This is a genomic window from Arthrobacter sp. 05L45_2 (assembly GCF_056397525.1).
The window spans coordinates 1-10,507 of sequence record NZ_JBFTNO010000101.1; the positions used below are offsets into that span (position 1 = coordinate 1).

The 10,507-nt window shown below is 69.1% G+C and carries 12 protein-coding genes and 1 riboswitch; of the genes, 9 read left to right on the forward strand and 3 right to left on the reverse strand.

The features are described from left to right. The 4 genes from AC1DHD_RS09465 to mnhG form a co-directional block, all read left to right on the forward strand. Window positions 1–844 (forward strand): proton-conducting transporter transmembrane domain-containing protein (locus tag AC1DHD_RS09465; protein WP_476879462.1); only part of this gene is annotated, 844 nt, incomplete at its 5' end. After that, a complete protein-coding gene (locus AC1DHD_RS09470; RefSeq protein WP_476879463.1) occupies window positions 841–1,386 on the forward strand; it encodes a Na+/H+ antiporter subunit E in 546 nt (181 codons plus the stop codon). The genes AC1DHD_RS09465 and AC1DHD_RS09470, both read left to right, overlap by 4 nt. Further along, the gene (locus AC1DHD_RS09475) at window positions 1,383–1,661 is read left to right on the forward strand and encodes an MrpF/PhaF family protein (protein ID WP_476879464.1); all 279 of its coding nucleotides are present in this window, start codon (window positions 1,383–1,385) and stop codon (window positions 1,659–1,661) included. The genes AC1DHD_RS09470 and AC1DHD_RS09475 overlap by 4 nt, the downstream gene beginning before the upstream one ends. Beyond that, window positions 1,651–2,046: a monovalent cation/H(+) antiporter subunit G gene (gene mnhG, locus AC1DHD_RS09480; protein WP_476879465.1), complete on the forward strand. Its 396-nt coding sequence runs from the start codon at window positions 1,651–1,653 to the stop codon at window positions 2,044–2,046. Before AC1DHD_RS09475 ends, mnhG begins: the two co-directional genes overlap by 11 nt. 31 nt (window positions 2,047–2,077) lie before the next feature. Here mnhG and AC1DHD_RS09485 read toward each other — a convergent pair whose 3' ends face one another. Next, the gene (locus tag AC1DHD_RS09485) at window positions 2,078–2,341 is read right to left on the reverse strand and encodes a DUF4235 domain-containing protein (protein ID WP_476879466.1); all 264 of its coding nucleotides are present in this window, start codon (window positions 2,339–2,341) and stop codon (window positions 2,078–2,080) included. A 41-nt stretch (window positions 2,342–2,382) separates the two neighbouring features. Beyond that, a complete protein-coding gene (locus AC1DHD_RS09490) occupies window positions 2,383–2,922 on the reverse strand; it encodes a heme-degrading domain-containing protein (RefSeq protein ID WP_476879467.1) in 540 nt (179 codons plus the stop codon). Between the two features lie 154 nt (window positions 2,923–3,076). Continuing rightward, a riboswitch (TPP riboswitch) is annotated at window positions 3,077–3,215 on the forward strand. A 69-nt stretch (window positions 3,216–3,284) separates the two neighbouring features. Between AC1DHD_RS09490 and AC1DHD_RS09495 the strand changes: the two genes are divergently transcribed. The 5 genes from AC1DHD_RS09495 (at window position 3,285) to AC1DHD_RS09515 (ending at window position 9,224) form a co-directional block, all read left to right on the forward strand. Next, window positions 3,285–3,917 carry an ECF transporter S component gene (locus tag AC1DHD_RS09495; protein ID WP_476879468.1) on the forward strand — a complete coding sequence of 211 codons (633 nt, stop codon included), beginning with the start codon at window positions 3,285–3,287 and terminating at the stop codon, window positions 3,915–3,917. 13 nt (window positions 3,918–3,930) lie between these two features. Then, a complete protein-coding gene (locus AC1DHD_RS09500) occupies window positions 3,931–5,577 on the forward strand; it encodes an ABC transporter ATP-binding protein (protein WP_476879469.1) in 1,647 nt (548 codons plus the stop codon). Continuing rightward, complete coding sequence (locus tag AC1DHD_RS09505; protein ID WP_476879470.1) at window positions 5,574–6,377, forward strand: energy-coupling factor transporter transmembrane component T family protein; 804 nt, start codon at window positions 5,574–5,576, stop codon at window positions 6,375–6,377. The genes AC1DHD_RS09500 and AC1DHD_RS09505 overlap by 4 nt, the downstream gene beginning before the upstream one ends. Window positions 6,378–6,519: 142 nt before the next feature. After that, entirely contained in the window at window positions 6,520–8,043 is a 1,524-nt protein-coding gene (locus AC1DHD_RS09510; protein WP_476879471.1) for a UDP-N-acetylglucosamine 1-carboxyvinyltransferase, read from the forward strand. A gap of 62 nt (window positions 8,044–8,105) precedes the next feature. Next, on the forward strand, window positions 8,106–9,224 hold the full coding sequence (locus AC1DHD_RS09515; protein ID WP_476879472.1) for a glutamate--cysteine ligase: 1,119 nt from the start codon (window positions 8,106–8,108) through the stop codon (window positions 9,222–9,224). Here the strand turns inward: AC1DHD_RS09515 and AC1DHD_RS09520 are convergent. Next, window positions 9,211–10,419: an O-succinylhomoserine sulfhydrylase gene (locus AC1DHD_RS09520; RefSeq protein WP_476879473.1), complete on the reverse strand. Its 1,209-nt coding sequence runs from the start codon at window positions 10,417–10,419 to the stop codon at window positions 9,211–9,213. The two genes, AC1DHD_RS09515 and AC1DHD_RS09520, sit on opposite strands and share 14 nt — an antisense overlap. Between the last annotated feature and the right edge of the window lie 88 nt (window positions 10,420–10,507).

A 10,507-nucleotide genomic window follows, 5' to 3' on the forward strand; every position in this document is an offset into this window, starting at 1 on the left:
GCTCACCAAGGTGGGCGTCTACGCGATGGTCCGGACCGAGACCCTGCTCTTCCCCGGGGACACGTTCAACACACCGCTGATGGTCGCGGCACTGCTGACCATGGTGGTGGGGATCCTTGGCGCGCTGGCCCAAAGTGACATTAAACGTCTGCTCTCCTTCACCCTGGTCAGCCATATCGGCTACATGGTCTTCGGCCTGGCGATGTCCTCCGTGGCCGGGCTGGGCGCKGCCGTCTTCTACGTGGCGCACCACATCACCATCCAGACCAGCCTCTTCCTGGTGACCGGCCTGATCGAGCGCCGGGCCGGAAGCTCCTCGGTGGACCGGATCGCCGGGCTCGCCAAGCTCTCCCCGCTGCTGGCCGTGCTGTTCTTCGTGCCGGCCATGAACCTCGCCGGCATCCCGCCGTTCTCCGGTTTCCTGGGCAAAGTCGGCCTGCTGCAGGCCGGCGTCGCCCTGGGCACGCCGCTGGCCTACGCGCTAGTGGCCGGCGGCGTGCTGACCAGCCTCCTGACGCTGCTGGCCATCGCAAGGGTCTGGAACCGTGCGTTCTGGCGCAAGCCCGAGGACGCCGAACATCCTGATCCCGTACTCCTGGCCGCCTCCGCCGGCGGCTCCGGGAGCCAAGGCGTGACCCTGCTGCCGCGCACCATGGTGGGTTCCACCCTCGGGCTGGTGCTGTTCGGGGTGGCGCTGACGGTCTTTGCCGGGCCGCTGTTCCAGGTTGCCGGCCAGTCGGCCGGGGTGATGCTGGACCGTACCTCCTACATCCATGCGGTGCTGGGTGACCAGGCGCCGGTCCCGGCCATAGCCCAGCCGCCGGGACAGGAGGGCGGCAAATGACCCGCAAGCGAATCTCCCTGCGCCAGGAACTGCCGCTGCTGGTCTGGCTCGTGATCGTCTGGGGTGCACTCTGGCAGGATTTCAGCCCCGGCAACCTGCTCTTCGGCGCCCTGATCGCCGTAGTGGTGGCCCGGCTGCTCTACCTGCCGCCGGTGGAACTGGGCGRCCGCTTTAATGTGCTGCGCGCCGTCCCCTTCGCCCTGGTCTTCCTCGGCAAAGTGGTCGCTGCCAGCTTCCAGGTCCTCTTCCTGGCCGTGGTGCGCGGGCCGCGGGTGATCAGCGCCGTCGTCGCCGTCCCCCTCCGCAGCCACTCCGACCTGCTGGTGACGGCGACCGGACACGTAATTTCCCTGATCCCCGGGTCCTTGGTGGTGGAGGTGGACCGATCCACGTCCACGCTCTACATCCACGGCATCAACGTCCGTGACGCCGACGACGCTGCCAGGCTCCGCAAGGAAGTGCGTGACACCGAAGCGGGCTTGATCCGGATCATGGGCACCCCGGCCGAACTGACCGCACTCCAGCAGGAGGTAGCCGGATGATGCCCCTCGTCCTGATCATCACCGCCGTCGTGCTCTCCCTTGCCGCGGCCGGGGCGATCATCCGCATCGCGCGCGGGCCCTCGCTGCTGGACCGGGTGCTGGCCGCGGACGTCCTGCTGGCCATCCTCGGCGCGGCGCTCTGCATCGACATGGCCGTCAACCGGCACCTGAACAACCTGATGCTGCTCGTGGCCATCTCCATCATCGGCTTCGTCGGCTCGGTGACGGTGGCACGGTTCGTGGCGGACCGGAGGAAGCAGCCCAATGAATCCTGAGACGAGCTCCGTGGATACCGTGATCGACGCAGTCTCTGCCGTCTTTATGGTGGTGGGGGCGCTCATGTCCCTCGGCGCCGCGATCGGCCTGCTGCGCTTCCCGGACCTGATGAGCCGGATGCACGCCGCCACCAAGCCGCAGGTACTGGGGCTGTTCCTGCTGCTGTGCGCCGTCGGGCTGCAGATGCGCACATGGTGGGTGTGGCCGGTGCTGGTGGTCGCGTGGATCTTCCAGCTGCTCACGGTGCCGGTCTCGGCCCACATGGTGGGCCGGGCCGGCTACCGGACCAAGCACCTGCACCCGGAACTGCTCAGCGCCGACGAGCTCGAAGCCGTGGTGCAGCAGGCGGCCGGGAAACGCGGGTTCACCGACGACGGCGAGTGACGCCGGGCGGTGTGCCCATAGCGGTGTGCCCTTAGACGATGTCCTGGGTCTTGGCGAAGCGGCTGATGGCGCGCTGGGTGCCGCGGTTGGCGAGGACCTGGATGATGGCGCTGACCGAAGCGGAGATCAGCGCGAACGTCAGGGCCTGGCGCAGGGTGGTGGGGACGTCGTCGTCGTGGCCCTTCGGCGGCTTGTTGCCGGTGGTCTTCTCCCACGCGGTGTCGACCAGCTTGGTCCCGACGAAACCGGCGACGAGGCTGATGCCGGTGCCGAGCAACTTGATGAGGATGTTCATGCGTCGTACTCCTTGCGGGCGGAAACAGGGCTCCCCCTAGCCTAGCGTCCCTGCCGTCCGAGGATTTCCGACAGCGCCTCGACCACCAGCTCATGGTCAGCCTTCTGCGGCAGGCCGGATACGGTGACCGTGCCGATCATTCCGGTTCCGCGCAGGTAGATCGGGAAGGAGCCGCCGTGGGCCGCGAATTCCAGCTGGTCGAACCAGGCGTTGTCCTCGATCCGCCGCCCGGACGCCCGCGCCCGCAGCCCCACGAGCAGGGACGGGACCTCGTACCGCACGGCCGTGCGCTGCTTGGCTTTGATCCAGCGGCCGTTGTCAGGGGTGGCGCCCTCCAGCGCCGCGTGGAAGAGCACCTGCTCGCCCTTGGTGATGTCGATGGCGATCGGATGGGAGCGCTCCCGGCCCAGTTCCACCAGGAGCAGCCCCAGGTCCAGGGCGTCGTCCTTGCTGAAGGACCGGAACTGGAGCTCCTCGATTTCGGTGAGGATGCGGCCGATGAGCGCCGCCAGGGAACCCGGCGGCTGGGGCTCCGCGGAATCGGGGTCGAAGTCGGGGGAAGGCGCTGGGGAGTCGGTCAAAGGAATCACCTTCCGTCAGCCGCGGCCGGGGCCCGGCCGCGGCTGCGGCCGATGCTCGCGATCTGAGCAGACTCTACCAAGCAGGCCGATCCCGGTCACCGGCTCGTGCGGGCGATCTGCCGGGTGTAAACTGAGCCAGCCCACAAGGGTGAATTGCATACGACAGGGGAGCGCCGCCGTCGGGCCTCCGGAGCAGTCCGGAACCTTAGGTGGGCGCTGAGAGTGCGGACAGCCGCAGACCCTCGAACCTGATCCGGTTAGTACCGGCGCAAGGGAGTCGAGTTCTCAGGGTGCCCGGCACCCGCGGTGCAAACCGCGGCGCCACCGGAGCACCCTCCCCTCCTGTACCTCAGGAGGAAGACATGACTGATATTTCTGCAAAGCAGACACTGACCACGGGCAAATACACCTGGCGGGTGGTGGACATTGTGGTGGCGGCGTTGATCGCTGTTGCCGGCGGCGTAATTTTCTGGGCCTGGGACCAGGGCGCGAACGTGGTGACCACGCCGCTGAACGCGGTCTACCCGCCACTGACCGGGCTGTACGCCGGCGGGTGGATGATCCCCGCGATTCTGGGCATGCTGGTTATCCGCAAGCCGGGAGCGGCCGTGTTCTGCGAAACCGTAGCCGCCACGGGGGAGCTGATCATGGGCTCGCAGTACGGCGCGTCCGTGCTGTTCTCCGGCTTCCTGCAGGGCCTCGGCGCGGAGCTCATCTTCGCCGCGTTCCTCTACAAGCGGTTCAACCTGCCGGTCTCGCTGCTGGCCGGAGCGGGCGCCGGCCTGTTCTGCGGCCTGAACGACTCCTTCCTGCCCTGGGGCTGGAACATCGCGTACGAGACCGGTGACAAGCTCGCCTACATCATTTTCTGCGCCATCTCCGGGGCCGTGATCGCCGGCGCCCTGGCCTGGATCGCCACCCGCGGCCTGGCCCGGACCGGTGTGCTGGCTTCCTTCGCGTCCCGCAAGGCGGCAACGGAACCCGTGTTCTCCTAGGGCCCGGACACGTATGGGAACCCTCGACGACGTGCGCCCGGCTGCGGTCACCGCCCGCGGCTGGGGCTGGCGGCATGCCGGCCGCACCCGCCCGGCCGTGAGCGGCTTGGACCTGGACATCAGCCCCGGCGAACGCGTGCTGCTCCTGGGGCCGTCCGGCGCGGGAAAATCCACGCTGCTGCACGCCCTGGCGGGGGTGCTCGGCGACAGCGCCGGCGCGGGACCGGCCGCGGACTCCGAGGATTCGGACGAGACCGGCAGCCTGCTGATCGACGGCGCCCCGCCCCGGGCCCGGCGCGGCACGGCGGGCCTGGTCCAGCAGGACCCCGAAACCCAGGTGGTGCTCTCGCGGCTGGGTGACGACGTCGCCTTCGGCGCCGAGAACCTTTCCGTGCCCCCGGCGGAGATCTGGCGGCGGGTCGCGGAGGCGCTCGACGACGTCGGGCTGGCCGGCCTGCCGCTGCAGCACCCGACGTCCGCGCTCTCGGGCGGACAGAAGCAACGCCTGGCGCTCGCCGGGATCCTCGCCATGCGGCCCGGGCTGCTGCTGCTGGACGAACCCACGGCCAACCTCGACCCCGCGGGTGTCCTGGAAGTCCGTGACGCCGTGGCACGGTGCCTGGACCGGACCGGAGCCACGCTGGTGGTGGTGGAGCACCGGGTGGCCGTGTGGAAGGACCTCGTCGACCGGATCGTGGTGCTGCAGCCGGGCTCTGCCACGGAGCCGGCCGTGTTGTTGGACGGCGCCCCGGACCAGGTCCTGGCGCAGGCGAGGGACATGCTCATCGCTGCCGGGGTCTGGGTGCCGGGCCACGTGCCGCCCACCCGTCCCCGCCGGCAACCCGGTGGGGACGGCGTCCAGTCTGGCGGCGTCCCCGCCGGCGGGATCCAGTCCGGCGGCGTCCAGTCCGGGCAGCTGCTCCTGGCCGCCGAAGGCCTCGCCGTGTCCCGCGAGCGGACCCGCCGCTCGGGCCTGCTCCAGGGCTTCAGGGCCATCCCGCCGGCGCCGGTGCAGACCGGCCTCGCGGCCCAGGTCCGGGCTGGAGAGGCCCTGACCATCACCGGCCCGAACGGCTCCGGCAAGTCCACCTTCGCCCTGACCCTGGCCGGCCTGCTGGCCCCGGTGGCGGGAACAGTATCGGCCACCACCGAGCTGAGCGCCGGCGCGGGCATCGACCCCTACAAGTGGAAGGCCCAGCAGTTGATCGCCAGGATCGGCACCGTGTTCCAGGAACCCGAGCACCAGTTCGTGACCGGTCGGGTGCTGGACGAGCTGAAGTTCGGTCCGCGCCACCTGGGCCATGGTGAAGAACGCGTGGACGAGCTCCTGGAACGCCTGCGGCTGCGCGACCTGGTGGACGCCAATCCCTACACGCTCTCCGGCGGCGAAAAACGCCGGCTCTCCGTGGCCACCGTGCTGGCCGCCCACCCGCAGGTGCTGGTCCTCGACGAGCCCACCTTCGGCCAGGACGTCAACACGTGGGCGGAACTCGCGTCCCTCCTCTCGGAGCTCCTCGACGCCGGGACCTCCGTGGTCTCGGTGACCCACGACGCGGAATTCAGCGCCGTCCTGGGCGGCACCGAACTGACGCTCGCCGCGCCGCATGCGCGGCAGCCGGACAGCGCCGGCCGGACGATCCCGGGGGTGGCGGCGCCGTGAGGGGCCCGCTGATCCTGCCGGGAACCGGGGCCGTGCTGACCCGCGCGAATCCGCTAGCCAAGTTCTTCGGCGTCCTGCTCATCACCCTCGTCCTGGCGCTCTCCATCGACTGGGTATCCGCCTCCGTGGCGCTCGGGTTCGAACTCCTGCTGTTCCCGCTGGCCGGCCTGACCCTGGCCCTGCTTTGGCAGCGCGGCTGGCCGCTGATCCTCGCCGCTGCCCTGGGCGGCTGGAGCACTGCGATCCTGGCCGCGGACCACGGACGGACCCTGCTCGACGTCGGCGTCTGGTCCATCAGCGAAGGCTCGCTGGCGCTGGGCCTCGGTTTCCTGTTGCGCGGTCTGGCGATCGCCCTGCCCGCGGTCCTGCTGATGAGCTGCACGGACCCCACCGACTTCGCCGACGCCCTGGCGCAGCAGGCCAAACTGCCGCACCGCTTTGTCCTCGGCACCCTCGCCGCGATGCGGCTGGTGGGGCTGATGGCCGAGGAATGGCAGACCATCGGCATGGCGCGGCGGGCGCGCGGGGTCGGCTCGCACGGGAACCCGGGGCAGCGGCTGAAGGCCACACTGGGGCAAAGCTTCGGACTGCTGGTCCAGGCCGTCCGCCGCGCCTCCCGGCTCGCCGTGACCATGGAAGCCCGCGGGTTCGGCGGGGCGCCGCGGACCTGGGCACGGCCAGCAGTATTCACGCCGATGGACGTGTGGGTGGTCCTCGGCGGCGTGCTGATCGCGGGCGGCGCGGTGGCGGCAGCGCTCGGCGCCGGGACCTGGAACATGGTCTTCCTCGGCCAGCAGTAGCGCCGGAGGTGGCGCCAGAGGGCTGGGCCCCGGGCCCTCGGCGGGAGGAGAGCATATCGCACAGAATGGATATTTTGTGAGCTTCACTGCAATTCACGGCCACAAGCGGGCCCAAATAGCTCATCCGTGATATTTATTGAATATGACTCAACAGACTGCTGAATACGTCGGCGCCGTCCTTCGGAATGCCCGCGGCGAGAAGGGCTGGACCCAGGGACAGCTGGCCGCCGAGCTGGGAACCAGCCAGAGCGCCATCGCCCGGATGGAGCAGGGCAAGCAGAACCTGAGCCTGAAAATGATCCAGCGGCTCGAGACCATCTTTGGCCGGGCGATCGTCAAAGTGGGCCGGCCGCAGATGACCCACCTCCGGGTGGAAGGCGGCCGTACGCTCTCCGGCGCCGTGGACGTCAACAGCAGCAAGAACGCCGGCGTCGCCCTGCTGTGCGCGAGCCTGATCAACCGCGGCACCACCGTCCTGCGCCGGCTGGCCCGGATCGAGGAGGTCAACCGGATCGTCGAGGTGCTCACCAGCATCGGCGTCGAATGCACCTGGCTCAACGACAACGACCTGCAGATCCGGCGCCCGGCCGTCCTGGACCTCGACGCGATGGACGTCGAGGCCGCCCGCCGAACCCGCAGCGTCATTATGCTGCTGGGCCCGCTGCTGGATGAATCCACCGAATACCGGCTGCCGTACGCCGGCGGCTGCGACCTCGGCACCCGCACCGTGGAGCCGCACATGCAGGCCCTGCGGCAGTTCGATCTGTCCGTCGAGGCGAAGTCCGGTTTCTACAGTGTCCAGGCGCCGCCGTCGGACGGGCATGACCGTTCCTTCGTGCTGAGCGAACGCGGCGACACCGTGACAGAAAACGCAATCATGGCAGCCGCCCACCGCCGCGGCACCACCATCATCCGCAACGCCAGCCCGAACTACATGGTCCAGGACCTCTGCTTCTACCTGCAGATGCTGGGCGTGGAGATCGACGGCGTCGGCACCACCACGCTGAAGATCGTCGGACGCCCCTCAATCGACGTCGACATCGAGTACTTCCCGTCCGAGGACCCGATCGAGGCGATGAGCCTGATCACCGCCGGAATCGTGACCAACTCCGAGGTCACCATCCGCCGGGTGCCGATCGAGTTTATGGAAATCGAGCTGGCCACCCTCGAGCAGATGGGCCAGCAACTGGAGGTCTCGGCCGAATACGTGGCCCGCAACGGCCGCACCCGGCTGGTGGACGTCACCACCAAGCCCTCGGAGCTCAAAGCGCCGGAGGACAAAATCCACCCGATGCCCTTCCCCGGCCTGAACATCGACAACCTGCCCTTCTTCGCCGTGATCGCCGCGAACGCGCAGGGCCAGACCATGATCCACGACTGGGTCTACGAGAACCGGGCCATCTACCTGACCGAACTGAACAAGCTCGGCGCGCAGGTCCAGCTCCTGGATCCGCACCGGATCTACGTCAACGGACCCACCAAGTGGCGGGCCGCGGAAGTCGGCTGCCCGCCGGCCCTGCGCCCGGCCGCCTGCCTGCTGCTGGCCATGCTCGCAGCGCGGGGTGTGTCCGAACTGCGCAACATCTACGTGATCGAACGCGGGTACGAGGACCTGGCCGAGCGGCTCAACACCATCGGCGCCAAGGTCGAGTACTTCCAGGACTGATACCGCGCTCCCGCGAAACAACAGGTAGCGGTCTAGGGCAGGTGCTGGCGCACAATGGTTGCATGCGCACCTTTGGCGTCGAGGAGGAACTGCTGATCGTGGACCCCGCCACCGGGGTTCCGCTGGCGCTTGCTGACACCGTGCTGCGCGACCTGAAGCCCGGCGTCGACCCCGCCGACACCCGGCACGATGACTCCGGCTTCAGTTTCGAGCTCAAGCTCGAACAGCTCGAAATCCAGACCCCGCCCTGCGCGGACCACACCAGCCTCCTGCGCGAGATCCGGCGCTCCCGGTCGGCAGCGGACGCCGCCGCCCGCCGGCACGGCGCCCGGGTGGCGGCCCTGGCAACCTCGCCGCTGGCCTCCTCGAGTCACCTGACACCGAAGCAGCGGTACGTGACCATGCAGGAGCGGTTCGGACGCACGGTCCGCAACCAGCTGACCTGCGGCCTCCACGTCCACACCCTGGTGAAGTCGCCGGAGGAGGCGGTGGCCGTGATCGACCGGATCCGGGACAAACTCGCCGTCCTGATCGCGCTCAGCGCCAATTCGCCCTACTGGAACGGGGCCGAGACAGGGTTCGAGAGTTACCGCACCCAGGCGTGGAACCGCTGGCCGGGGTCCGGGCCCACCATGATCTTTGGCAGCCTCCCCGTCTACCGCAGGGTGGTGAACCGGCTGGTCGAGACCGGGGTGCTGATGGATGAGGGGATGGTCTACTTCGATTCACGGCTGTGCCGGCACCATCCCACCGTCGAAATCCGGGTCGCCGATGTGTGCCTGCGGGCGGAGGACGCCGCCCTGATAGCCGTGCTGGTGCGGGCGCTGGTCGAGACGGCATCCCGCGAATGGGACGACGGCGTGGACCCCGCCCCGGTGCCGACCCTGCTGCTGCGGATGGCCGCATGGCAGGCCAGCAACTGCGGGCTCCGCGGGGAACTGCTGGACTTTGGCACCTTCACCCCCGCCCCCGCAGCCGAGGTGGTGCACGCGCTGGTGGACTTCGTGGCGCCGGTGCTGGCCGAGCAGGGCGAACTGGAGCTGGTCCGCCGGGGCATCACCCGGTTGCTGGCCGAGGGCACCGGCTCCCAGCTGCAGCGCGAACAGTTCAATGCCCGCGGAATGTCCGCCGTCGTCGAGCGGGCCGTCGAAGTGACGGCGTGCGGGGCTACACCTGCTTGAGCGCCTGCTCCAGGTCGCCGATCAGGTCCTCAACGTCCTCCAGGCCCACCGACAGCCGCACCACGCCGTCGCTCAGCCCGATCGCTGCCCGCCCGTCGGGGCCCATGGCGCGGTGTGTTGTGGTGGCCGGATGAGTGATCAGCGACTTCGAATCGCCGAGGTTGTTGGAGATGTCGATGATCCGCAGCGCGTCCAGCAGCGCGAACGCCGCGTCCTTGGCCGAACGCCCCGGCGAGGGCGCAAGCTCCAGGGTCAGCACAGTGCCGCCGGCTTTCATCTGCCGGGCGGCCAGCTCGTACTGCGGGTGGGAGGCCAGCAGGGGGTACTTCACCCAGCTCACGGCGGGCTGGGCCTCCAGCCATTCGGCCAGCCGCAGCGCGGAGGCGGAGGAGTGGTTCACCCGCAGGGCCATTGTCTCTAGGCCCTTGCTCAGCACCCAGGCGTTGAAGGCGGACAGGGCCGGCCCGGTGTGGCGCATCAGCTGTTTGACCGGGCCCTCGATGAACTCTTTGGTACCCAGGATGGCACCGCCCAGCACCCGGCCCTGTCCGTCGATGTGTTTGGTGCCGGAGTACACCACAACGTCCGCTCCGAGTTCCCCGCACCGCTGCAACAGCGGGGTGGCGAATACGTTGTCCACCACCACGGTGGCGCCGGCGGCGTGCGCGAGCTCGCTCACCGCGGCGATGTCCACGATTTCCTGCATGGGGTTCGACGGCGATTCGAAGAACACCGCCGTCGTGGGCTCGGCCAGCGCCGCCCGCCACTGCTCCAGGTCAGGGCCGTCCACGAAGACGGTCTCCACACCCCAGCGCGGCAGAATCTCGTTGAGGATCACAAAGCAGGATCCGAACAGCGAACGCGCTGCGACGACGCGGTCGCCGGCCCCCAGCAGGGCGCCGAGCGCGGTGAACACCGCGGACATGCCCGACGCCGTCGCGAAGCAGGCCTCGGTGCCTTCGAGCAGCCGGAGCCGTTCTTGGAAGGTGGCCACGGAGGGGTTGCCGTAGCGGGAGTAGACGAACCGTTCGTCTTCACCGGTAAAGGCGCGCTCTGCCGCGGCGGCAGATTCGTAGACGAACCCGGAGTTCAGGAAGATCGGCTCGGTGGTTTCCTGGAACCCGGTGCGGACCAGCCCGCCACGGACGGCCTGGGTTTCCGCGCTCCAGTCCTGCGCGTCGGGATTAAAGCTCACGGGGTGCTTTCCAGGTTGGTCGGGAGGCCGCGGTTCTTCCAGCCGTTCACGGTCCGCGCCCCGGTCGGGCCGGGTTCGCCCTCGAAGC